This window comes from Massilia sp., assembly GCF_046293535.1.
In the GTDB taxonomy this organism is placed as follows: Bacteria; Pseudomonadota; Gammaproteobacteria; order Burkholderiales; family Burkholderiaceae_D; genus Telluria.
This window is the reverse complement of the sequence record NZ_JBKBOV010000004.1, coordinates 117274-138667: the sequence shown is the minus strand read 5'-3', so window position 1 is coordinate 138667 and position 21394 is coordinate 117274. Positions and strand designations below refer to the sequence as shown.

Genomic DNA, 21394 nt, shown 5'->3' with positions numbered 1-21394 from the left:
GATGGTGAAAAACCGTCATTGTACATTAGGCAGGGGGGCCAAAAACGTGCAAGACGCGCAACAGTGTGAAGACCGCCATGCCGAAGATGATCGTCATCAGCATGCTGCGGCGCCACAAATAGAAGGCGAGCGCGGCGAGGCCGGCGATCAGTTTCGGATTGGCCAGCGTGAACTGGGCCTGGCCCTGGGTGTCGACCAGCAGGTCGGGACCGATGATCGCCGCCAGCGCGCAGGCCGGCGCATAGCGCAGCATCTCCTGCACCCGCGGCGGGATGGTGACGCGGTGGCCGATCAGCCAGAACGAGCTGCGGGTGGCGGCGGTGGCGACGCACAGCACGCCGATGGTGACCCAGATTTCCCAATCAGCCATGCTTGGCCTTCCGTTTGGCGAAGCTTTCCTCGACCGCCATGGCCGTCACCATGCCCAGCACGACCGCCAGCAGCAGTCCGAGCTTGTACGGCAGGCCGTAGGCCAGCACCGAGACCGCGATGGCGACCACGACGCCGCACAGCGCCGCATTGTTGATGATGAGCGGCACCATGATGCACAGGATCGCCAGCGTACCGGCAAAGCCCAGTCCCCATTCCGCCGGGATGGCGCTGCCCAGGAAAATCCCGGTCAGCGAGCCGATCTGCCAGGCAAACCAGTTCGGGTACATCAGTCCCTTCAGGTAGGACAGCTTGCCGGCCACGCGTTCGGCGCTCGGATAACGCTGCAGGAACATCGCCACGGTCAGGTCGCCGGAGACGTAGCCGAGCAGGAAGCGCTGCCGCCAATGCAGGTGCGCGAAGTGCGGCCCCAGCAGTGCGGAGAAGATCACGAAGCGCAGGTTGACCACCAGGGCGGTGGCGAAGATGACCCAGATCGGCGCGGCGGCGGCAATCAGGGGAAGCGAAGCGAGCTGGGCGGACCCGGCAAAGACCAGCAGGGTCATGCCGACCGCCTGCGCGGCGGTGAGGCCGCTCTTGACCATCGCGATGCCGACGACCAGGCCCCAGGCCCCGATGCCGAACAGCGTGGGCAGGCCGGTCTTGAAGCCCTCGCGCCAGGCGGCGGGGTCGTGGGCTTCGGCGGGATCCATGGTGGAAACGGCTTGCTGGCCCGGCGGCGAGGCCGGGCTCATGTTGTTTTCCTGCAACGGCCGACAGCGGCGGATGCGGCGACGGGCTTGAAACGGTCGGGCATGAAACGTATCTAAAGGTGCGGCGCCGGGCCGGCAAGGCATGGAACATGCGATGCGCCGGGCTTTATGATGATCAGTTGGCTATTCTACCGAGCATTTCGATATGCATGGCGAATCCGGTAGAATCGTGTTTTTGCCAATTATCCTTGACGGAGCAAACCAGATGAACCAAAAGACGATGCCAGTGGTGGAACTCGAGGCCAAAGACCTGCCGGCACACTGCCCGAATCCGGCAATGCCGCTGTGGTCCTCGCACCCGCGCGTCTTCCTCGATTTCGACCACCATGGCGACGCCAAGTGCCCGTACTGCGGCACCCAGTACCGCCTGGCTCCGGGCGTCGAGCTCAAGCACCACTGATTGTCCCCGGTGCGGCCCCAGCCGCACCCTTCCCATGCACTACCGCGCCCCCGCGTGGCTGCCCGGCGGCCACCTCCAGACCATCTATCCGGCGACCTGCGTCGCCAAACCGCCCGTGGCCTACCGGCGCGAACGCTGGAGCAGTAGCGACGGCGATTTCATCGATGTCGACTTCGTCGACGGCCAGCCGGGCAAGCCGCTGGTCGTGCTGTTCCACGGTCTGGAAGGCTCGTCCAACAGCCATTACGCGCGCTCGCTGATGGCGGCGCTGCGCGAGCGCGGCTGGTCCGGCGCGGTGCCGCACTTCCGCGGCTGCTCGGGCGAAGCCAACCTGATGCCGCGCTTCTACCATTCCGGCGACGCCGCGGAAGTGGACTGGGTGCTGAGAAAGCTCCATGCACGCGCCCCCGGCCCACTGTTCGCGGCCGGCGTGTCCCTGGGCGGCAATGCGCTGCTGCGCTGGCTGGGCGAGTCGGGCCATGGGGCGGAAATCGTCGAGGCCGCCTGCGCGGTGTCGGCCCCGCTCGACCTGGCGCGCGGCGGCGAAGCGCTGTCGTCCGGCCTCAACATGCTGTACACGCGCATGTTCCTGCAGACGCTCAAGCCCAAGTGCCTGGCCAAGCTGGAACGCTATCCCGGCCTGTTCGACCGCGCCGCCCTGATGGCGGCGCGCGACCTGTACGCCTTCGACAACGTGGTGACGGCGCCGCTGCACGGCTACAAGGACACCGACGACTACTGGCACCGCGCCAGCGCCCGCCACGTGCTGCACGCGATCACCGTGCCGACGCTGGTGCTCAATGCCCGCAACGACCCCTTCCTGCCCGGCCGGTACTTGCCCGAGTCCGCATCGACAGCGGTGACGCTGGAGTATCCTGACGAAGGTGGGCACGTCGGTTTCGCCGTCGGGCCCCTCCCCGGACGCATCGACTGGCTGCCGCGGCGCATCCTGGCCTTCTTCGACGCCGCCGCCCCTGCCGTGACGTGCCGTACCTGCCGCGCGCCCGGCGCGCACGAACCATGCGAAGCTTGAGACTATGGACGACATCGTAAAACAGGCAATGGCCAAGTGGCCGAACGTGCCGCACTGCTACGGCTGGCTGGCCTTGGATGCGCGCGGCAACTGGCGCATGCGCGACGAAGCCGCGCAGCGCGCGGGCGCCCCGGGCGACAAGCTGGCGAATGCGGCGCTGGTGGGCTTCATCAACCGCAACTACGCGCACGACGACAAGGGCCGCTGGTATTTCCAGAACGGCCCGCAGCGCGTGTACGTGAACCTGGAAGCGACGCCCTTCATCGCACGCACCGACCCGAGCCAGGGCTTCGTGCTGCAGACCGGGCAGACGCTGGCGTCATTGGAAGCGGCCTACATGACCGACGCCGGCGCCGTGATCCTGCAGGCCGGCGAAGTCGTCGCCCAGCTCGACGACCGCGACGTGGCCCAGGTCCTGGGACGCATGGAACTCGATGGCCAGCCGGCCTCGGTGGAAGCGATCATGGCCTGGCTGGAAGACGACTCGGCCGCGCTGGCGCTGGCCTTGCCGAGCGGGCGCGTGCGCGTCGAACGGCTGTCGGCCGACGCGCTGCAGCGCCGCTTCGGCTACGTGCAGGCGCCGGGAATGTAGGGTGGGCGGCTATACCCGACATCGACCGCAGCCCGCATCGTTCACGCCGCCCCCTACGGCTAGGGGAAGTCTTTCTCGCCTTCTTTCTCGGCCTTCTGGCGCGCCTTCAGCTCGCGCTCGCGCGCATCGATGACGGCCTGGTCGTAGAAGGACACGTCGCCCGCCTTGCGCGCCAGCTCGAGCTGCGCGACCGCCGCCGGCAAGGCGCCGGCCAGCGCATACGATTCCGCCAGCGACATGTGCTGCAGGGCGATCTTGCCCTGCTTGGCATAGGTGCGCGCCAGCATGTCGTGCAGCTTCGGTTCCTGGCGGTAGAGCTGGGTCTGGTCGCGCAGGAAGCGGGTGGCCTCTTCAAACTTGGCGGCCGCGATCAGGGCCTCGCCGTACTGGCGCGCGATGGCACGCGACAGCGGATAGCGCTGGCGCGCGGCATCCGCTTCCTGCACCGCCTGCTCCGCCATGGCCGGCGACTGTCCCGGCGCCAGCTTGATCTCGATGGACAGGCCGGCGAACATCGCCGCCCCATCGCCCGCGTTCGATTCGCTGGAGAGCACGCCCTCCTTCGGCGTGACGGTGGCGCGCGCCTTGTCGAGCCAGTCCTGCGCCTCGCTGAGATTCCCCTGGCGCAGCGCCAGCAGCGACAGCCCGTATTGCGCGCCGGCCTGCAGGTGGCGGTGCGATTCCTTGAGCTGGGTCTCGAACACGTTCCGGGTTTCGCGGCGGCCGCTGACGCTCTCGTCCTGCAGCACGCGGGCGCGCGCCCGCACCAGCTGGAAGTCGAGGTTGTCCACCCGCGGCTTTTTCGGGATCTCGCGGATGCGCGCCTGCATGTCGGTGATGCGCTCGGCCGTCAAGGGGTGGCTGCTCAGGTGGGCCAGGTTCGCGGGAATGTCGCCCGACAGCTTGGTGGCGCTCTGCAGGCGCCTGAAGAACCCGACGATGCCGGTGACGTCATAGCCGCCGGCGGCCATGATCTGGAAACCCACGCGGTCGGCCTCGCGCTCGGCCTCGCGGCTGAAATTGAGCTGGCGCTGCACCGCCAGGCCCTGCCCGCCCATCAGGACGCCCATCGCGGCATCCGAACTCGCCTTGGCGGCAAGGGCGGCCAGGATCATCGAGGCCAGCGGCAGCAGCACGTCCTGCTTCTGCTGCCCGATCATGCGGGCGATGTGGCGCTGCGATACGTGGCCGATCTCGTGCGCCATCACGCCGGCCAGTTCCGACTCCTTCTGCGCCGCCACGATCAGTCCCGTGTGGGCGCCGATGAAGCCGCCCGGCAGGGCGAAGGCGTTCAGGTTGGCGTCGCGCATGGCGAAGAACGTGAAATCGGCATTAGTCTCGCCGCGCGCCCCGGGCACTGCGGACAGCAAGGCGTTGCCGAGGTTGTTCAAATACTCGGTGATCTGGTCGTCGTCGAGATAGGCGGGGTCGCGCCGGACGTCGCGCATGATCTCTTCGCCGAGCTTGCGCTCGATCACGGGCGACAGGTCCTGGCGCGCGGTGTCGCCGAGCGTCGGCAGGCGCAGGTTGTTCGGCTTGTGGAGCGGCTCGGCGGGTGCGGCAATCGCGAGGGCGGCCACCGTGCACAGGGCAATGGCGGTCAACGCAGGGCGCCAGCGGCGCGCCGATGCTGGGCGGGGAGCGGTGTTCACAATGCTATGATAACCCTATCCGCAGCCGCGTTGCTGCACCCGAAACACTTTGTTCCACGCCCTTATATAAATGAAAATGAGCCGGCAATGAGTACGCCCAACCCGCCCGCAGAGCACCTGACCCACTTCGACGCCAGCGGCCAGGCCCACATGGTCGACGTCGGCGCCAAGCAGGACACCCACCGCATCGCCGTGGCCGCCGGCACCATCCGCATGAAGCCCGACACCCTGGCGCTGATCGAGTCGGGCAATGCGAAAAAGGGGGACGTGATCGGGATTGCGCGGATCGCCGCGATCATGGCTTCGAAGCGCACGGGCGACCTGGTGCCGCTGTGCCACCCGCTGCCGATCACGCGGGTGGCGGTGGATTTCGAGGTGGACGCGGCAGCCAGCAGCGTGCATTGCCGGGCGCAGGTCGAAACCATCGGCAAGACCGGGGTCGAGATGGAAGCGCTGACCGCGGTGCAGGTGGGACTCCTGACGATCTACGACATGTGCAAGGCGGTCGACCGCGGCATGGTCATGACCAACGTGCGCGTGCTGGAAAAGCATGGGGGCAAGAGCGGGGACTGGACGGCGCAGCTGCCCTGAGCCAGCCAGCTCCGTCAGTCATCCCCCCTTCGTCACCACGCTAATGCCTTCGGCCAGCGCGAGCCGTTCCAGGGCATCTTCCAGCAAGGCGCGGGCTTGCCCCGCGCTGCGTTCCAGGGTCGCGTGGAGCTCGGCATCTTCCGGGCTGCGCACCGCGCACTGGGCGCTGTAGCGCTCGAAACTCCCCACGGTCAGCAAGACCTCGGCCAGATGGCGCGGGCACTCGCAGCTCACGCGCCCGCTGGCTTGCGCCAGCATCGCCAGGCTGTCTTCCGCATAGCGCGGCGCAGGCACGGCGGCTGGCGTGTGCGACAGGGGTAGCCGCTGCCCCCGCATGGCAAGCCGGCACAGGAGTGCCAGCTCGTTCAGGTCGGCCGGCAGGCGAGCCACCACGCATCCGGCGCTACGCAAGGCCCGGATCGTCGCACTCGACGAGAACCGATACAGCACCAGCCTGGCCGCTGGAATGCGCTCCCGCAGGGCATCGATGCGGGGCAGTACGCTATCGTCCAGCTCCGCTTTTTCAAGGATGAGGACCTCGGCGTCGCCGTCGGGTTCCTGCTCGTTCAGCTCGGCAAGCGTGGCGCAGCGAACGCGCAGGTCGAGGCCGATCGCCTCGGCGCCGAGCGCCACCACCCTGCGCGGCAGGCTTGTTCCCACGACCACGACACGTATCGGGGCAGCCGAAGACGAGGACTGCACTGGATTGTGCTGCTCCAGCATCAACTGCAATTGTTGACGTGACAGCCCGGCCAGCAGGCCGATACCGTGGCCCTGGTCGACCAGTTGCTTGAGCAAGGCAAGACGCTCGACCTGCTCGGCCGAGTAGAGACGTTGCCCATGCGAGGAGCGCCTGGTGTCGGATATCTGGTAGCGGCGCTCCCATACGCGCAAGGTCTCGACTGGCAAGCCAGCCATGCGGGCGGCGCCGGCACGATAAACGACAGCGTGATGAACCGCTTTGCGAGGTGAGTTCATGGCAATGCACCGTTTTTGAACCATTTAGTTAAGAAATTATAGGTTCATCACTTAGACATTTCGCCAAAATTTTCTATATTATCGGGACAAGTTCATTTCATTCCCCCCACCACCAGGAGCGCATCATGAAACGATTCTTCCTCGCAGTCCCGTTTGCCCTGGCCCTCGGCTCGGTCCAGGCTGCCGATATCGTCGACACCGCCAAGTCGGCCGGCAGCTTCAATACGCTGGTCACCGCCGTGCAGGCGGCAGGCTTGGTCGACACCCTGAAAGGTCCGGGTCCGTTCACGGTGTTCGCGCCGACCGATGCGGCATTCGCCAAGATCCCCAAGGCGAAGCTGGATGCCCTGCTCAAGGACAAGGCCGCATTGACCAAGGTGCTCACTTACCACGTGGTCCCGGGCAAGGTGATGGCGGCGGACGTCAAGCCAGGCATGGTCAAGACCGTCGAAGGCAACGCGTTCAAGGTCAGCACCAGCGACGGCAAGGTCATGGTCGACAAGGCCACCGTCACGAAAACCGATATCGCAGCGGACAATGGCGTGATCCACGTCATCGATACGGTCATCATGCCGAAATGAGCGGCGCTTCCACCGCCGGTCGCAGCATCGGCGGTGGTGCTTGCAATGAATTCTCCAGGTCGAATCTCACCAATATTCACCGCCCTGATCGGTTCAGCCGGCATACATATAAGCTGATATGATGCCGCCTCTCGCCAGTCGTCCCGACGGCGAAACAGGCCACGCATCGCATGAACAGTGAACCAGCACGCGAACTCAAGCCCCAGGAATTCGAGTTCGAAACCATGAACCTGCAGGTCGGCGTCCGGCTGCAGGTGATGACCCACCGGCACCTCAAGCCCGCCCAGTATTTCTCGACCCTGATCGGCTACGTCAAGGACGAGTACCTGATCATCAAGATTCCGGCGGAGAACGGCGCGCCGATCGCGATGACCGAAGGCGACCGCCTGACGATCCGGGTGTTCTCGGGAGTGAACGTGTGCTCGTTCGCGTGCTCGGTCGAGCGGGTGTTCGCGCGGCCATTGAACTACGTGCACTTGTCCTTCCCTACCTCGATCCAGGGCACCAGCCTGCGCGGCGCGATGCGGGTCAAGGCCGAGATTCCGGCGCACGTGTCCAAGGCGGGGAGTGCTTCGCCGATCGCCTGCACCCTGGCCAACGTCTCGGTCACGGGCGCCAGGATCGATGCGAGCTATCCGCTGCCGGCCGGCAGCGAAGTGCTCACGCTGGCATTCACGCTGGCGACGCCGCCTGCCAACGAGGAAGTGCGGGTGGAGACGCTGGCGGCGATCAGGAACATGACGGTTGCCCGGCCGGCGCCGGACAAGCCCGACGTCTACAGCTACGGCGTCCAGTTCGTCGACCTGGATCCCGTGCACTACACGCTGCTGCAGAACATGACCTACGAGGCGCTGCTGGCGGATCGGCTCAAGATCGTCTAGGCAGGCACACTTGCGGCAGATCGCCGCCGGGCCCTGCGCGTGGTTCCACAATGAAGTCCGGCCAGGCCACGCGCGAGGACACGATGATCGTCAGGATGTCAGTGATCGGGATACTGCTGGCGGCAGCCTTGGCCGCCTGTGCACGGCAGGCACAGTCCTCCATGGATGGGAAGACGCGCCTCCATAGTGTGTTCGGGTTTTCCTTCCTGCCGCCGCCTGGCCAGAACTGGACCGCGGAAGCCACCGACACGCGGATCACCTATCACAAGCGTACCGACCCGAGACAGCTCACGTTTTATACCCTGGTGCTCGCTGCAAGCTGCACGCCATCCATTCCCGGCGAGGAAGCCCGGCTTGCCTTCGTGCGCGAGCGGAAGGACCAGTGGGGGTCGGACGGCCGTTTCACGCCGGTCTTCTCGAGCTTCGTTCCCGATCCTGCACAGGCGGCATGCGTGCGCTATCACATGCGCGTGAAGGATCACGGCGCACGCAATCTCGGAACGCATCCTTTCCTGCTGCTGGACGTCGTCGGACGTTACTGCCCCCTTCCACAGCATCCGGCGGTCGCCGTCGATATCGTTTATTCGATCCGCCATGTGCCGGGTTACGATGCCGCCCGCTACCAGGCCGAGGGCGAAGCCTTTCTCGACAGCCTTGCACTCGATCTTCGCCCGGCAGATGCCGGCATTGCAGTTGGCGCTGCCCAGCCATGCGACGCCCAATGACCCGCGCTCTGGTGATCCTGCCGCACGCAAAGCGCGGGCGGAAATGAAAAGAGACCGCCGGGGGCGGTCTCTTCTAGTGCTGGCCGTGTGCTCGGCCAGGCGTCAGGTCGCTGATTAGTTAGCTGCGGCAGCGGTGCAACCAGCCGGGGTGTACTTGGTGTCGTTCGTTGGGAAGCCGGTGGTCTTGCAGCTGTAGATGCCATCGTTGTTGCGGTGCAGTGCGATGGTCGGGGCGCTGCCGATACGGCCCGGGTTACGGATGGTGCAGGTCAGAACGGCGGTGTCGTTGCCCGGAGCGGCAGCGGTGATCGCGGAGCAGTTGCCGGTGTCGGCAGCCAGACCAGCTTTCGCGCGGTAGTCAGTGGCAGAGGCGTTTGCAGGCATGCCTTCGACGACGGCCATCTCGAAGCCGGTCTTGCCAGCGGCGATATCGGCGTAGGCAGCTGCGGCCTTCGACTTGGCTATGTAGTCCTGGTAAGCCGGAATTGCGACAGCAGCCAGGATACCGATGATCGCGACGACGATCATCAGTTCGATCAGGGTGAAACCGCCTTCAGCTTTTTTGGTTTGCATTTGCTTGATGTTCATTTCTATCTCTCCAGGGTGGTGTTTCAGGTAATTGGGATACTGCTTGTTGCCACGCTTTCCTATATGCAAGTGGTGTGCCAGGCCCAAAAATGCTGATTTTATTAGTGCGGAGATAAGAAAACGGCGTGCCAGGACAGGTTTTGGCTTGAGCAGTGACAAAATTTGTCACTCGGGCTCAGCAATTTTTGTCAGCTGGACAGTTTATGGAACGTAATTTGTCATGCATACCAGCTACACGTCGTGGCATGCCCAAAATTTTACCAACTGGTAAAAAAAACGGGGAGCTTGCGCTCCCCGTCCTCGTCGACCGATGGTCGCTAGATTACAGCATGGCCTTCAGCAGGCGTGCCATTTCCGACGGGTTCTTGGTGACGGTGATACCGCAGGCTTCCATGATTTCCAGCTTGGCTTGCGCGGTGTCGGCGCCGCCCGAGATCAGCGCGCCGGCGTGGCCCATGCGCTTGCCCGGAGGCGCGGTGACGCCAGCGATGAAGCCGACGACCGGCTTCTTCATGTTGTCCTTGATCCACTGAGCAGCGTTCGCCTCGTCCGGGCCGCCGATCTCGCCGATCATGATGACGGCGTCGGTGTCCGGATCGTCGTTGAACATGCGCATCACGTCGATGTGCTTCAGACCGTTGATCGGGTCGCCGCCGATGCCGACTGCCGACGACTGGCCCAGGCCCAGTGCGGTCAGCTGGCCGACTGCTTCATAGGTCAGGGTGCCCGAGCGCGACACGACGCCGATGCGGCCCTTCTTGTGGATGTGACCCGGCATGATGCCGATCTTGATCTCGTCCGGAGTGATCAGGCCTGGGCAGTTCGGGCCCAGCAGCAGGGTCTTCGAACCGGCCTTGGCCATGCGGTCCTTGACTTCCATCATGTCACGGACAGGGATGCCTTCGGTGATGCAGATTGCCAGGTCCAGTTCGGCTTCTACAGCTTCCCAGATCGCGGCGGCTGCGCCTGCCGGCGGAACGTAGATCACCGACACGGTGGCGCCGGTTTCCGACTTGGCTTCCTTGACCGATGCGTAGATCGGGATGCCTTCGAAATCTTCGCCGGCTTTCTTCGGGTTCACGCCTGCCACGAAGGCTTCACGGCCGTTCGCGTAGTCACGGCACATGCGGGTGTGGAATTGACCGGTCTTGCCGGTAATACCTTGGGTGATGACTTTGGTGTCTTTGTTAATCAGAATCGACATTTTTATTTCCTTCGCGAATTAGGCTTGGCCAGCGGCAGCGGCAACGACCTGCTTCGCTGCGTCTTCCATGGTGTCTGCGGAGATGATCGGCAGGCCGGAATCAGCCAGCATCTTCTTGCCCAGGTCTTCGTTGGTGCCCTTCATGCGGACGACCAGCGGCACTTGCAGCGAGACAGCTTTCGATGCGGTGATGACGCCTTCGGCGATCACGTCGCAGCGCATGATGCCGCCGAAGATGTTGACCAGGATGGCTTTCAGGCCCGGGTTCTTCAGCATGATCTTGAAAGCTTCGGTAACCTTTTCTGCGGTTGCACCGCCACCCACGTCCAGGAAGTTGGCCGGCTCGCCGCCGAACAGCTTGATGGTGTCCATGGTGGCCATGGCCAGGCCGGCGCCGTTCACCAGGCAGCCGATGTTGCCGTCGAGCGAGATGTAAGCCAGGTCGAACTTCGATGCTTCGACTTCAGCCGGATCTTCTTCGTCCAGGTCGCGGTAGGCGACGATTTCCGGATGACGGAACAGGGCGTTCGAGTCGAAGTTGAACTTGGCGTCCAGGGCGATGACCTTGCCCGAACCGGTCAGGATCAGCGGGTTGATTTCGGCCAGCGATGCGTCGGTTTCCCAGTACGCCTTGTACAGGCCCTGCAGGTTGGTGCGGGCGTCGACGATGGATTCTTCCGGCACGCCGATCTTGCGGGCGACGTCGTCTGCCTGCTCATCGGTCAGGCCGACCGACGGTTCGATCACGACATTGTGGATCTTTTCCGGGTTGCTGTGCGCGACTTCTTCGATGTCCATCCCGCCTTCCGACGAGGCCATCAGCACGACCTTCTGGGTGACGCGGTCGGTCACCAGGGAAACGTACAGTTCCTTCTTGATGTCCGCGCCTTCTTCGATCAGCAGACGGCGCACTTTCTGGCCTTCCGGGCTGGTCTGGTGGGTCACCAGCTGCATACCCATGATCTGGTCGGCATATTCCTTGACCTGTTCCATCGACTTGGCAACTTTCACGCCGCCGCCCTTGCCGCGGCCGCCTGCGTGAATCTGTGCCTTGACGACCCAGACCGGGCCGCCCAGCTCTTCAGCGGCCTTGACCGCTTCTTCGACGCTCATGCACGGGATGCCGCGCGGAACGGTCACTCCGAATTTTCGGAGAATTTCTTTGCCTTGATACTCATGGATTTTCATGCTGGCTTCCCTTCTTCTATTACTGAATTAGAAATACGGTTGATTTAATAAATAACTACTATCGACAAAACAGCGAATCCTAACCCGACACGGCTTTGATCGACCAGCGCGGATAGTAGGTGGCCACGGCGGGTCCGTCGCTGCGCAGCGCATGGCAACGGTCGAGCTCGAAAGGCCGTTCGGCCGCGCTTTTACCAGGATCGGCGTCGGCACCGCCGCGATCGTCGAACTCATCGTCGGCGTAGGCCTGCAGCGCTGCGGTAGGCAGCACTTGGGCCAATTCGGTCAGGTGGGTGCAGCCGAGCACGCCGGAAAGGCGGTCTTTCAGGTGCAGCCGGAAGTGGTTCATGAGCGACAGGCCAATCAGCTTCTTGTAAGCAGGGCCGATGGTCTCGCAAAAACCGGGATACGGAACGGCATCGGACGCGGCTTCAGCGTCCACGATGGTCAGATTGCGGTCGATGGTGACGCGCAACTTGAGGTCGTGCACAGGGCACCCTCCCGGGCGGGTGCCGGAGAGAAGCGGAATGTCACGGGTTTTGACGTCGCGGATACTGGCGTCCAGATCCCACAAGCCATCGTCGCGCGCGTAGGCATCGACGGTGATGGCGCGCGTATGCCGGAGCGAGCGCGATACGGGAGGAGACAGGGGCATAAAAACCAATGCCGCTTACGCGGCGGTTAGTGGCGCAGCCAGTGTGCTTCATGCACGTTGCCGTAGCTTCTACGACAACAACCGCTCATGCGGCGCTGCTTAAACCGTGAAAGTTTAGCACAGGTGTGTTGGCCGTTGCACTGCAACAGAAGCCTTTTTGCCGGGTTGCGGGTCAGATGGGCCCGGATTCTTGCTGAGCCGTCAATATTGCTTTGGCTGGACGGGTTCGGCCGGTGGCAAGACCAATCATGGTAGGGGCGCCTGGACCGTCCCGGTAAACGCACAGCGCCAGCGTGCAGCGCCATCGTCCGTTGAGGAATATGCCTGGGCATATCGGGGATGACGCTCCACGCTGGCGCCGGAGCAAGGCTTCTCATTATAGAGAAGCGTGAACGATCGAAGGGTGATACATCAGGCCTGCGGCCACGCCTGGCATATCGTCAGAGCAAGCCTGGGGCCAGGCCGGCTCATCAAGACAACAGGCTTGAACCCGAGCCTGTTTACAGCTCGTCGTCGTCGGGAGCGCCCTGCATCGCGGTCCGCGCAGCGCGTTGGGAGAAACCACGCTGCAGCAGGAAACGCATCTGCTTGGCACGCTCAGCCGCATCGACGGCGACGGTGCCGAACTTGCGCCGCCAGACTTCGATGGCGCGCGCCGTTTCGCTGTCGGCGAGCGCGGCCTTGATCTCATCCAGCGCTTCACCGTTGACGCCGTGGCTTTGCAGCTCGGCCATCACGCGGCTGTTGCCGAAGCGACTTGCCTTCCTGTTAATCAGGGATTCGGCAAAACGCTCCTGCGACAGCCAGTTGTTCTTCTCAAGGAAATCCAGGAGGGCTTCCACGTCATCGCCCTCCTCGGCATAACGGGCCAGCTTGCGCCCCAGCTCGAGCCGGCTGTGCTCGCGCATCGACAAGTAGCGAAGCGCGCGCGCTTTCAGGCTCAGCTGGGGTGCAGGCATAGGCACTCTACAAGCTCAGCGATTACTCGCCGACTGCCTTCAGCTTGTCCTTGCCGCTGTCTTCGACAGCAGCCAGGACCGGCGGCAGCTCGCGCACGCCCAGCGCGGCACGGACCTTGTTCTCGATTTCGCGTGCCAGTGCCGGACGCTCTTTCAGGAACTGACGGGCGTTGTCCTTGCCCTGGCCGATGCGTTCGCCGTTATAGCTGTACCACGAACCCGACTTCTCGACGATCTTGTTGTCGGCGCCCAGGTCCAGGATTTCGCCTTCGCGCGAGGTGCCTTCTCCGTACAGGATGTCGAAGTGGGCTTCCTTGAACGGCGGCGCGATCTTGTTCTTGACGACCTTGACCTTGGTTTCATTACCGATCACTTCGTCGCCCGACTTGATCGAGCCGGTACGGCGGATGTCCATGCGCACGGAGGCGTAGAACTTCAGCGCGTTACCGCCGGTGGTGGTTTCCGGGCTGCCGAACATCACGCCGATCTTCATGCGGATCTGGTTGATGAAGATGACCAGGGTGTTGGTGCGGTTGATCGAGCCGGTCAGCTTGCGCAGCGCCTGCGACATCAGTCGCGCCTGCAGGCCCGGCAGCGAGTCGCCCATGTCGCCTTCGATCTCGGCGCGCGGGGTCAGTGCCGCCACCGAGTCGATGACCACGAGGTCGACCGAGCCCGAACGCACCAGCGCGTCGGTGATTTCGAGGGCTTGCTCGCCGGTGTCCGGCTGCGAGATCAGGAGGTCGCCCAGGTTGATGCCCAGCTTCTGCGCATAGGTCACGTCGAGCGCGTGCTCGGCGTCGATGAAGGCGCAGGTGCCGCCCAGCTTCTGCATCTGGGCGATGGTCTGCAGCGTCAGGGTGGTTTTACCCGACGACTCCGGACCGTAGATCTCGACGATACGGCCGCGCGGCAGGCCGCCGACGCCCAGCGCGATGTCCAGGCCCAGCGAGCCGGTGGAAACAGTCTGCACTTCCTCGACCGGTGCGTTGGTGTCCATGCGCATGACCGAGCCCTTGCCGAACTGCTTTTCAATCTGCGCCAGGGCAGCTGCCAGCGCTTTGCCTTTTTCGGCAACGTTTAATGCGAGTTTTTTGTCGTCCATGATGTACTTTCAGCTGTGGAGTAGGCAAGGTAGGGGCGCTACCGCTTAAATCAAGAGAACTGCTGTATAAAAATCCAGTGTCCCCGCACGCGAAATCAAGCCACTACTGTATATAAATCCAGTGGTTTAGGCAAGCGAAAAAAATCGCGGTGTTGTTATATGCGAGGCTCGCATTGTTGCGATAAATCAAACACAATAAGGCCTGTTGATGGTCTAACGTTTTACAGGTGCCCCCATGCGAATTCTGCTCGCCGAAGATGATAGCGTACTTGCCGATGGGCTAACGCGTTCCCTGCGCCAGTCCGGCTATGCCATCGATTGCGTCAAGAACGGCCAGGATGCCGATACGGCCCTGTCCACCCAGGAGTTCGACCTCCTGATCCTCGACCTCGGCCTGCCCAAGCTGTCCGGCCTGGAAGTGCTGCGCCGCCTGCGCGCGCGCTCCTCGCTGCTGCCGGTGCTGATCCTCACCGCCGCCGACTCGGTCGAGCAGCGCGTCGAGGGCCTCGACCTCGGCGCCGACGACTACATGGCCAAGCCCTTCGCCCTGTCCGAACTGGAGGCGCGGGTGCGCGCCCTCACCCGGCGCGGCGCCGGCGGCGGCCCCACCGTGGTGCGCCACGGTCCGCTGGTGTACGACCAGGTCGGCCGCAGCGCCTACATCAACGACCAGATGCTCGACCTGTCGGCGCGCGAGCTGGGCCTGCTGGAAGTGCTGCTGGCGCGCACCGGGCGCCTGGTCTCCAAGGAGCAGCTGGTCGACCACCTGTGCGAATGGGGCGAGGAAGTCTCGAACAACGCCATCGAGGTCTACGTGCACCGCCTGCGCAAGAAGATCGAGGTCGGCGGCGTGCGCATCGCCACCGTGCGCGGCCTCGGCTACTGCCTCGAGAAATACTCCGACGCCCCGCGCGCCACGGCCCCAGAAAACAAGTGAACGAGCACGAACGCGGGCTTGCCGACACGCCGCCAGGCGCGGGGCAGGACCCGTTCGCGCCCTTCCCGGCGGCCGGGCAGCGGCCCTGGGTCCCGCCCAATCCCGAACCCGACGAGAACATCCGCCATTCGCTGTTCGGCGAGATCCTCGACTGGATGCTGGCCCCGCTGCTGCTGCTGTGGCCGATGAGCATCGCGATCACCTACCTGGTGGCCAAGTCGATCGCCAACCAGCCTTTCGACGACGCGCTGGAAGACCGCGTCACCGTGCTGTCGCAGCAGATCCGCACGGTGGCCGGGCGGCCCGTGGTGCAGCTGCCCGGCAGCGCGACCGACGTGCTGCGCGCCGACGACGTCGACAGCGTCTACTTCCAGATCAGCGGGCCGGACGGCGCCCACCTCGACGGCGACCGCGACCTGCCGCGCCCGCGCAATGGCATGTTCGAGGAAGGCGCCCACGGCGGCGCCGTGCTCTTCCGCAATGACAACATCCACGGCACGCCGGTACGCGTCGCCTACTCCTGGGTCAACCTCGACCCGCTGCGCACGCGTCCAATGGGCACGCCGCCCAGCCTGGCCCTGGTGCAGGTCGCCGAAACCCTCGACAAGCGCGCCCACCTGGCCAACGAGATCATCAAGGGCGTGATCCTGCCCCAGTTCATCATCCTGCCGGTGATCCTGGCGCTGGTCTGGTTCGCCCTGTCGCGCGGGCTGTCGCCGCTGGCCGAGCTGCAGGAACGCATCCGCGCGCGCCCGCAGGACGACCTGTCGCCGATCGACCCGCGCCAGGTGCCGGAAGAGATCTCGCCGCTGGTCGGCTCCTTCAACGACATGCTCGAGCGCCTGGCCCAGACCGTCGAGATGCAGAAGCGCTTCATCGCCGACGCCGCGCACCAGATGAAGACGCCGCTGGCCGGCATGCGCATGCAGTCCGAGCTGGCGCTGCGCCAGGTCGACCCGGACGAGATCCACCGTTCGCTGGAGCAGCTGGCCAAGAGCTCGGAATCGGCCACGCGCCTGGTCAACCAGCTGCTGGCTTTGGCCAGGGCCGAAAACCAGCCGCACGCCGGCCTCGCTTTTGAAGACATCGACCTGGCCCAGCTGGCCCGCGCCACCGTGCAGGACTGGGTGCAGGCCTCGTTCGCGCACGGCATCGACCTCGGCTACGAATCGCCCGATGCGCCTTCGCAGGAAACCCTGCATATCGCCGGCAACGCGCTGATGCTGCGCGAACTGCTGTCGAACCTGATCGACAACGCGCTGCGCTACACCCCGCAGGGGGGCAGCGTGACGGTGCGCGTGCGGCGCGACGGCGAGCATGCCTTGCTCGAGGTCGAGGACACCGGGCCCGGCATCGCGCCGAGCGAGCGCGCCAACGTGTTCGAGCGTTTCTACCGCATCCTCGGCAGCAACGTGCAGGGCAGCGGCCTGGGGCTGGCGATCGTGCGCGAGATCGCGCAGCAGCACGGCGCCGAGATCGACATCTTCAACAATCCGCGCAGCCATTCGTCCAAGTACCCGGGCAGCCTGTTCCGGCTGACCTTCCCGCCTCCTGTCCATGAACCCATCGATGCCGACTGATTCTTCGTCTACTTACAGCGATCCGCATGCGCGCCTGGCCGCCGCCCGCGCCGCGCACTGGCAGGCGACGCGCCGGCTGACCGCGGCGCTGCTGGTGGTGTGGCTGTGCACCGGCTTTTGCACCGTGTTCTTCGCGCGCGAGCTGTCGCGCTTCACCGTGTTCGGCTGGCCGCTGTCCTTCTACATGGCGGCGCAAGGCGCCTCGCTGGTGTCGCTCGTCGTGATCGTGTTCTACGCCTGGCGCATGCGCCGCCTCGACAGCCTGCATCCCGAGGCCGCGCGGGAGAGCGCATGAGCGCCGTGAAGCCGCCCTACTTCCGCAAGCTGTCGCGCTACTACCTCTGGTACACCGCCTGCTTCGCCCTGTTCCTGGTCGCGCTGGCCCTGCTCGAGCAGGAAGGCATGCCGCGCCTGTGGATCGGCTACATCTTCATGTTCGCCACCATCGTCCTGTACGCCACCATCGGCGTGGTGGCGCGCACCTCGAACGTCACCGAATACTACGTGGCCGGGCGCCGGGTGCCTGCCCTGTTCAACGGCATGGCCACGGCCGCCGACTGGATCTCGGCGGCCAGCTTCATCAGCCTGGCCGGGGGGCTGTACCTGTACGGCTTCGACGGCCTGGCCTACATCATGGGCTGGACCGGCGGCTTCGTGCTGGTGGCCCTGCTCATCGCGCCCTACCTGCGCAAGTTCGGGCAATACACCATCCCCGACTTCCTGGCGGTGCGCTATGGCGGCGGCGCGGGTGGGCGCGGCGGGCCGGTACGGGCGCTGGCGGTGGCCGCCACCATCCTGGTTTCCTTCACCTACGTGGTGGCGCAGATCTACGCGGTCGGCCTGATCGCCTCGCGCTTCACCGGCGTCGATTTCTCGGTCGGGATCTTCCTCGGCCTGGCCTCGATCCTGGTGTGCTCGTTCCTGGGCGGGATGCGCGGCATCACCTGGACCCAGGTGGCCCAGTACATCATCCTGCTGGTGGCCTTCCTGATCCCCAGCATCTGGCTGGCGGCCAAGCATGCCGACAACCCGGTGCCCCAGGTCGCCTACGGCTCGCTGCTGCCGAAGCTGGCAGCGCGCGAGCAGCAGCTCGACAAGGACCCGCGCGAGGAACAGGTGCGGGCCGAGTTCCGGCGCCGCGCCGACGAATACGCGGCGCGCCTGGCGGCCCTCCCGGGCTCCTGGGAAACCGGCAAGCTGGAAGCGCAGCGCAAGCTGGCCGCGGTGCGCGCCAGCAACGCCTCGCTGGTCGAGGTGCGCCAGGCCGAGCGCGCCCTGAGTACCTATCCGGGGTCGGCCGACGAGGCGCGCGCCGTGTGGCTCGAGCAGCGCGACGCCAACCTGGCGCGCGCCCGGCCGCCGGTGCCGCACACGGTGCCCTTCCCCGGCGCCACCGAGGAAGAATCGGACAAGCGCCGCAACAACTTCCTGGCCGTGGTGTTCTGCCTGATGTTCGGCACCGCCGCCCTGCCCCACATCCTGATGCGCGCCTACACCACGCCCTCGGTGAACGAGACCCGGGTGTCGGTGTTCTGGACCCTGTTCTTCATCCTGCTGATCTACCTGACCATTCCGGCGCTGGCGGTGCTGGCCAAGTACGACATCTATACCGCGCTGGTGGGCAGCGATTTTTCGGCGCTGCCCACCTGGGTCTCGTACTGGGCCAGCGTGGACAAGGTCAATCCCCTGCTCAGCATCGCCGACATCAACGGCGACGGCGTGGTGCAGCTGGCCGAGATCGCGATCGACGCCGACGTGCTGGTGCTGGCCACGCCCGAGATCGGCGGCCTGCCCTACGTGATCTCGGGCCTGGTGGCGGCCGGCGGCCTGGCCGCGGCCCTGTCCACGGCCGACGGCCTGCTGCTGGCGATCTCCAACGCGCTGTCGCACGACGTGTACTACAAGATGGTCGACCCGGGCGCCTCGACCCAGAAGCGGGTGACGATCTCCAAGCTGCTGCTGCTGGCGGTGGCCTTCATCGCGGCCTACACCGCCTCGCAAAAGCCCGCCGATATCCTCTCCCTGGTTGGCGCGGCGTTCTCGCTTGCCGGTTCCACTCTTTTTCCGGTGCTGGTGCTGGGCGTGTTCTGGAAGCGCGCCAACCACATGGGAGCGATGGCCGGCATGGTCACCGGCTTCCTGGTCTGCCTGTGGTACATGCTGCGCGCCAGCCCGACCCTGGGCGGCAGCCTGGACCAGTCCTGGCTCGGCATCCAGCCGCTGGCGGCCGGCGTGTTCGGGGTGCCGGCCGGGCTGCTGGCGACCGTGGTCGGCAGCCTGCTGAGCGCGCCGCCGAGCCATGCGAGCATGGGCATGGTGGATTACATCCGGGCGCCGGAGGAGGAGCCGTAGCAGGGAGAGCGTTGCGCACTGCTGCGCCGGCGCGACAGCGCATATGCATGGCGCATGGATGTCATCCGAAAGGTTTCGTTGAGCGGCGGCTGCTGCTATTGTTGGGTCGCCATTTTTCCGAAACGATACACTTCAAGATTTGACATGACACCATCCCTCCTGCGTGCACTGGCCGGCGCCGCACTGGCCGCCGGCGTCGCCTGCGCCCTGCCTGGCGCCCACGCGCAAACACAGGCGCCGGCCCCGGCCGTGGCTGCCTTGCCGCCGATCGCCGATTTTTTCTCCAGTGACCCGATCAGCGGCGCCAAGCTGTCGCCGAACGCGCGCTACCTGGCCGCGCGCTCGGGCGCCCCTGGCCGGCGCGACGCGCTGGTGGTGGTGGACCTCCAGGCCAACAACGCCAAGGTGGTCGCCTCGTACAACGATGCCGACATCGGCGACTTCCAGTGGATCAGCAACGAGCGCCTGCTCTTCAACACCCGCGAGAAAGGGGTGGGCCAGGGCAACATGCGCTATGCCCCCGGCCTGTACGCCGTCGACCACGACGGCGGGCGCTTCGTGGAACTGGCCGACCGCACCGGCTATCGCGCCACCCACGGCACGCGCAGCACGCGCAAGGTCCTGCCCTGGCACACCTTCATGCTCGGCCAGGAAGGTGCCCAGGATTCGGAATACGTGTATGTCACCAGCGTCAACCTCGACCCCGGGGGCGAGGCGCGCAGTGTCGACCTGCTGCGCCTGAATACCCTCACCGGCTCCACGCAAACCGTGCCGCGTCCCGTTGCCAACGTGCGCAGCTGGGCACTCGACCACAAGGGCGAACCGCGCCTGGCGATGGCGCAGGAGCGCGACACCACGACGCTGCATTACCGCGATCCGTCGAGCCAGGCGTGGCGCGTGCTGGCCAGCTTCCCGACCTTCGGCGATGGCAGCAAGGCGCTGGCTCCGATCGGTTTCGCGTCGGACGGCAAGCTGTTCGTGCGGGCGCGCAGCGGCGGACGCGATACGACCTCGGTCCACGTCCTCGACCCGGTCACCGGCAAGATCGACCCGCAGCCGGTGCTGGTCACCGCCGGCTACGACTTCGACGGCAGCCTGGTGAGCAACCGCGACAAGGTGCTGGGAGTGCGCTTCCGCACCGATGCCGAGTCGAACGAATGGTTCGACCCGGGCATGAAGACGATCCAGGGCTCGGTGGACAAGCTGCTGCCGTCGACGATCAACATGATCTCGGTCCCGGCCCAGGCCGACTCGCCGTGGGTGCTGGTGTGGTCGTACTCGGACGTCATGCCCGGCACCTATTCGCTCTACAACACCCAGACGAAGCTGCTGAACAAGATCGCCGACGTGCGTCCGAAGATCAGTCCCGGGCAGATGGGACGCCAGCAGTTCATCCGCTACAAGGCGCGCGACGGCATGGACATCCCGGCGCTGCTGACGCTGCCGCCTGGCGCGAAGCGCACCGGGCTGCCGATGGTCGTGCTGGTCCACGGCGGCCCGTGGGTGCGCGGCGCCTCCTGGGGCTGGCACCCGTATTCCCAGTTCCTGGCTTCGCGCGGCTACGCCGTGCTCGAACCGGAATTCCGCGGCAGTCTGGGTTTCGGCATCAAGCACTTCAAGTCCAGCTTCAAGCAATGGGGCCTGGCGATGCAGGACGACGTTGCGGACGGCGTGCGCTGGGCGGCGGACAAGGGCATTGCCGACATCAAGCGCGTCTGCATCGCCGGGGCCAGCTATGGCGGCTACGCCACCCTGATGGGGCTGGTGAAAGACCCGGACCTGTACAAGTGCGGCATCAACTGGGTGGGCGTGACCGACATCGGGCTGCTCTACAACGGCGGCTGGAGCTTCACCAACGATACGTCGGACGAATACAAGGCCTACGGCATGCCGCACATGGTGGGCGACCCGGTCAAGGACGCGGTCCAGCTCAAGGCGACCTCGCCGATCGAGCAGGCCGCCCGCATCACCCAACCGCTGCTGCTGGCCTACGGCGGCGTCGACCAGCGTGTGCCGATCAACCACGGCACCAGGTTCCGCGATGCCGTCATGAAGACCAACAAGAACGTCGAATGGATCGAGTATCCGGAAGAAGGGCACGGCTGGTCGCTGCCGAAGAACCAGGTCGACTTCTGGGGCCGGGTCGAGCGCTTCCTCGACCGCCACATCGGTGCGGGTGCGGCGAAATAGCAAGGCAGGGCAGCACCGCAAACAAGAACGGACGCCTCGGCGTCCGTTCTTGTTCACATCG

22 protein-coding genes are annotated in these 21394 nt (G+C 65.2%); 12 read left to right on the top strand and 10 right to left on the bottom strand.

Annotated features, from left to right (window positions below; all coding sequences use genetic code 11):
• Nucleotides 1-25 precede the first annotated feature (25 nt).
• Together ACK4S9_RS04035 and ACK4S9_RS04030 are read right to left on the bottom strand one after the other, a co-directional pair.
• A complete protein-coding gene (locus ACK4S9_RS04035; protein WP_409721778.1) occupies nt 26-370 on the bottom strand; it encodes an AzlD domain-containing protein in 345 nt (114 codons plus the stop codon).
• Nucleotides 363-1124 carry an AzlC family ABC transporter permease gene (locus ACK4S9_RS04030; protein ID WP_409721776.1) on the bottom strand — a complete coding sequence of 254 codons (762 nt, stop codon included), beginning with the start codon at nt 1122-1124 and terminating at the stop codon, nt 363-365. The genes ACK4S9_RS04035 and ACK4S9_RS04030 overlap by 8 nt, the downstream gene beginning before the upstream one ends.
• Nucleotides 1125-1347: 223 nt before the next feature.
• On the opposite strand from ACK4S9_RS04030, the gene ACK4S9_RS04025 reads away from it, so the two are divergent.
• Genes ACK4S9_RS04025 through ACK4S9_RS04015 form a run of 3 tightly spaced genes read left to right on the top strand, consistent with a single transcriptional unit; the run spans nt 1348 to nt 3167 of the window.
• Complete coding sequence (locus ACK4S9_RS04025) at nt 1348-1542, top strand: zinc-finger domain-containing protein (protein ID WP_027865446.1); 195 nt, start codon at nt 1348-1350, stop codon at nt 1540-1542.
• 34 nt (nt 1543-1576) lie between these two features.
• Complete coding sequence (locus ACK4S9_RS04020; RefSeq protein ID WP_409721772.1) at nt 1577-2575, top strand: YheT family hydrolase; 999 nt, start codon at nt 1577-1579, stop codon at nt 2573-2575.
• Between the two features lie 4 nt (nt 2576-2579).
• Nucleotides 2580-3167 (top strand): DUF2946 family protein, encoded by a 588-nt coding sequence (locus tag ACK4S9_RS04015; RefSeq protein WP_409721769.1) that lies wholly within the window; start codon nt 2580-2582, stop codon nt 3165-3167.
• A gap of 59 nt (nt 3168-3226) precedes the next feature.
• On the opposite strand, the gene ACK4S9_RS04010 is transcribed toward ACK4S9_RS04015, so the two are convergent.
• Entirely contained in the window at nt 3227-4771 is a 1545-nt protein-coding gene (locus ACK4S9_RS04010; RefSeq protein ID WP_409721767.1) for a M48 family metalloprotease, read from the bottom strand.
• Between the two features lie 135 nt (nt 4772-4906).
• On the opposite strand from ACK4S9_RS04010, the gene moaC reads away from it, so the two are divergent.
• The gene (moaC, locus tag ACK4S9_RS04005) at nt 4907-5410 is read left to right on the top strand and encodes a cyclic pyranopterin monophosphate synthase MoaC (protein ID WP_409721764.1); all 504 of its coding nucleotides are present in this window, start codon (nt 4907-4909) and stop codon (nt 5408-5410) included.
• Between the two features lie 18 nt (nt 5411-5428).
• On the opposite strand, the gene ACK4S9_RS04000 is transcribed toward moaC, so the two are convergent.
• A complete protein-coding gene (locus ACK4S9_RS04000; RefSeq protein WP_409721761.1) occupies nt 5429-6328 on the bottom strand; it encodes a MerR family transcriptional regulator in 900 nt (299 codons plus the stop codon).
• A 185-nt stretch (nt 6329-6513) separates the two neighbouring features.
• Here ACK4S9_RS04000 and ACK4S9_RS03995 point away from each other — a divergent pair, with 185 nt between their 5' ends.
• The 3 genes from ACK4S9_RS03995 to ACK4S9_RS03985 all read left to right on the top strand — a co-directional run bounded on the left by ACK4S9_RS03995 (nt 6514) and on the right by ACK4S9_RS03985 (nt 8575).
• A complete protein-coding gene (locus ACK4S9_RS03995) occupies nt 6514-6969 on the top strand; it encodes a fasciclin domain-containing protein (protein WP_409721759.1) in 456 nt (151 codons plus the stop codon).
• Nucleotides 6970-7139: 170 nt separating this feature from the next.
• Nucleotides 7140-7850 carry a flagellar brake protein gene (locus ACK4S9_RS03990; RefSeq protein ID WP_409721756.1) on the top strand — a complete coding sequence of 237 codons (711 nt, stop codon included), beginning with the start codon at nt 7140-7142 and terminating at the stop codon, nt 7848-7850.
• Between the two features lie 50 nt (nt 7851-7900).
• The gene (locus tag ACK4S9_RS03985; RefSeq protein WP_409721753.1) at nt 7901-8575 is read left to right on the top strand and encodes a hypothetical protein; all 675 of its coding nucleotides are present in this window, start codon (nt 7901-7903) and stop codon (nt 8573-8575) included.
• A gap of 114 nt (nt 8576-8689) precedes the next feature.
• Here the strand turns inward: ACK4S9_RS03985 and ACK4S9_RS03980 are convergent, their stop codons facing one another.
• From ACK4S9_RS03980 to recA, 6 genes are all read right to left on the bottom strand, one after another.
• Nucleotides 8690-9163, bottom strand: coding sequence for a pilin (locus ACK4S9_RS03980; RefSeq protein ID WP_409721750.1), 474 nt, complete (start codon nt 9161-9163; stop codon nt 8690-8692).
• Between the two features lie 322 nt (nt 9164-9485).
• The gene (gene sucD / locus ACK4S9_RS03975; RefSeq protein WP_027865436.1) at nt 9486-10367 is read right to left on the bottom strand and encodes a succinate--CoA ligase subunit alpha; all 882 of its coding nucleotides are present in this window, start codon (nt 10365-10367) and stop codon (nt 9486-9488) included.
• A gap of 18 nt (nt 10368-10385) precedes the next feature.
• Nucleotides 10386-11555, bottom strand: a complete 1170-nt coding sequence (gene sucC, locus ACK4S9_RS03970) for an ADP-forming succinate--CoA ligase subunit beta (RefSeq protein ID WP_409721746.1) — start codon at nt 11553-11555, stop codon at nt 10386-10388.
• A gap of 79 nt (nt 11556-11634) precedes the next feature.
• Nucleotides 11635-12210: a DUF2889 domain-containing protein gene (locus ACK4S9_RS03965; protein ID WP_409721743.1), complete on the bottom strand. Its 576-nt coding sequence runs from the start codon at nt 12208-12210 to the stop codon at nt 11635-11637.
• 500 nt (nt 12211-12710) lie between these two features.
• The gene (gene recX / locus ACK4S9_RS03960) at nt 12711-13169 is read right to left on the bottom strand and encodes a recombination regulator RecX (protein WP_409721741.1); all 459 of its coding nucleotides are present in this window, start codon (nt 13167-13169) and stop codon (nt 12711-12713) included.
• A 22-nt stretch (nt 13170-13191) separates the two neighbouring features.
• Nucleotides 13192-14274, bottom strand: coding sequence for a recombinase RecA (gene recA, locus ACK4S9_RS03955; RefSeq protein ID WP_409721738.1), 1083 nt, complete (start codon nt 14272-14274; stop codon nt 13192-13194).
• A 235-nt stretch (nt 14275-14509) separates the two neighbouring features.
• Between recA and ACK4S9_RS03950 the strand changes: the two genes are divergently transcribed.
• From ACK4S9_RS03950 to ACK4S9_RS03930, 5 genes are all read left to right on the top strand, one after another.
• On the top strand, nt 14510-15211 hold the full coding sequence (locus tag ACK4S9_RS03950; protein WP_409721734.1) for a response regulator: 702 nt from the start codon (nt 14510-14512) through the stop codon (nt 15209-15211).
• The gene (locus tag ACK4S9_RS03945) at nt 15208-16791 is read left to right on the top strand and encodes a sensor histidine kinase (protein ID WP_409721731.1); all 1584 of its coding nucleotides are present in this window, start codon (nt 15208-15210) and stop codon (nt 16789-16791) included. The genes ACK4S9_RS03950 and ACK4S9_RS03945 overlap by 4 nt, the downstream gene beginning before the upstream one ends.
• Entirely contained in the window at nt 16781-17086 is a 306-nt protein-coding gene (locus ACK4S9_RS03940) for a DUF4212 domain-containing protein (protein ID WP_409721728.1), read from the top strand. The genes ACK4S9_RS03945 and ACK4S9_RS03940 overlap by 11 nt, the downstream gene beginning before the upstream one ends.
• Nucleotides 17083-19143: a sodium:solute symporter family protein gene (locus ACK4S9_RS03935; RefSeq protein ID WP_409721725.1), complete on the top strand. Its 2061-nt coding sequence runs from the start codon at nt 17083-17085 to the stop codon at nt 19141-19143. The genes ACK4S9_RS03940 and ACK4S9_RS03935 overlap by 4 nt, the downstream gene beginning before the upstream one ends.
• A gap of 144 nt (nt 19144-19287) precedes the next feature.
• The gene (locus tag ACK4S9_RS03930; protein WP_409721722.1) at nt 19288-21333 is read left to right on the top strand and encodes an alpha/beta fold hydrolase; all 2046 of its coding nucleotides are present in this window, start codon (nt 19288-19290) and stop codon (nt 21331-21333) included.
• Nucleotides 21334-21394: the final 61 nt, after the last annotated feature.

What these genes read in the sequence shown, in the direction of transcription:
- ACK4S9_RS03950 (WP_409721734.1), top strand. Translation starts at nt 14,510, where the DNA reads ATGCGAATTCTGCTCGCCGAAGATGATAGCGTACTTGCCGATGGGCTA.
- ACK4S9_RS03965 (WP_409721743.1), bottom strand. Translation starts at nt 12,210, where the DNA reads ATGCCCCTGTCTCCTCCCGTATCGCGCTCGCTCCGGCATACGCGCGCC.
- moaC (WP_409721764.1), top strand. Translation starts at nt 4,907, where the DNA reads ATGAGTACGCCCAACCCGCCCGCAGAGCACCTGACCCACTTCGACGCC.
- ACK4S9_RS03930 (WP_409721722.1), top strand. Translation starts at nt 19,288, where the DNA reads ATGACACCATCCCTCCTGCGTGCACTGGCCGGCGCCGCACTGGCCGCC.
- recA (WP_409721738.1), bottom strand. Translation starts at nt 14,274, where the DNA reads ATGGACGACAAAAAACTCGCATTAAACGTTGCCGAAAAAGGCAAAGCG.
- sucD (WP_027865436.1), bottom strand. Translation starts at nt 10,367, where the DNA reads ATGTCGATTCTGATTAACAAAGACACCAAAGTCATCACCCAAGGTATT.
- ACK4S9_RS04025 (WP_027865446.1), top strand. Translation starts at nt 1,348, where the DNA reads ATGAACCAAAAGACGATGCCAGTGGTGGAACTCGAGGCCAAAGACCTG.
- ACK4S9_RS03995 (WP_409721759.1), top strand. Translation starts at nt 6,514, where the DNA reads ATGAAACGATTCTTCCTCGCAGTCCCGTTTGCCCTGGCCCTCGGCTCG.
- ACK4S9_RS03985 (WP_409721753.1), top strand. Translation starts at nt 7,901, where the DNA reads ATGAAGTCCGGCCAGGCCACGCGCGAGGACACGATGATCGTCAGGATG.
- recX (WP_409721741.1), bottom strand. Translation starts at nt 13,169, where the DNA reads ATGCCTGCACCCCAGCTGAGCCTGAAAGCGCGCGCGCTTCGCTACTTG.
- ACK4S9_RS04035 (WP_409721778.1), bottom strand. Translation starts at nt 370, where the DNA reads ATGGCTGATTGGGAAATCTGGGTCACCATCGGCGTGCTGTGCGTCGCC.
- ACK4S9_RS04015 (WP_409721769.1), top strand. Translation starts at nt 2,580, where the DNA reads ATGGACGACATCGTAAAACAGGCAATGGCCAAGTGGCCGAACGTGCCG.
- ACK4S9_RS03980 (WP_409721750.1), bottom strand. Translation starts at nt 9,163, where the DNA reads ATGAACATCAAGCAAATGCAAACCAAAAAAGCTGAAGGCGGTTTCACC.
- ACK4S9_RS04000 (WP_409721761.1), bottom strand. Translation starts at nt 6,328, where the DNA reads ATGGCTGGCTTGCCAGTCGAGACCTTGCGCGTATGGGAGCGCCGCTAC.
- sucC (WP_409721746.1), bottom strand. Translation starts at nt 11,555, where the DNA reads ATGAAAATCCATGAGTATCAAGGCAAAGAAATTCTCCGAAAATTCGGA.
- ACK4S9_RS03990 (WP_409721756.1), top strand. Translation starts at nt 7,140, where the DNA reads ATGAACAGTGAACCAGCACGCGAACTCAAGCCCCAGGAATTCGAGTTC.
- ACK4S9_RS04020 (WP_409721772.1), top strand. Translation starts at nt 1,577, where the DNA reads ATGCACTACCGCGCCCCCGCGTGGCTGCCCGGCGGCCACCTCCAGACC.
- ACK4S9_RS04030 (WP_409721776.1), bottom strand. Translation starts at nt 1,124, where the DNA reads ATGAGCCCGGCCTCGCCGCCGGGCCAGCAAGCCGTTTCCACCATGGAT.
- ACK4S9_RS03940 (WP_409721728.1), top strand. Translation starts at nt 16,781, where the DNA reads ATGCCGACTGATTCTTCGTCTACTTACAGCGATCCGCATGCGCGCCTG.
- ACK4S9_RS03935 (WP_409721725.1), top strand. Translation starts at nt 17,083, where the DNA reads ATGAGCGCCGTGAAGCCGCCCTACTTCCGCAAGCTGTCGCGCTACTAC.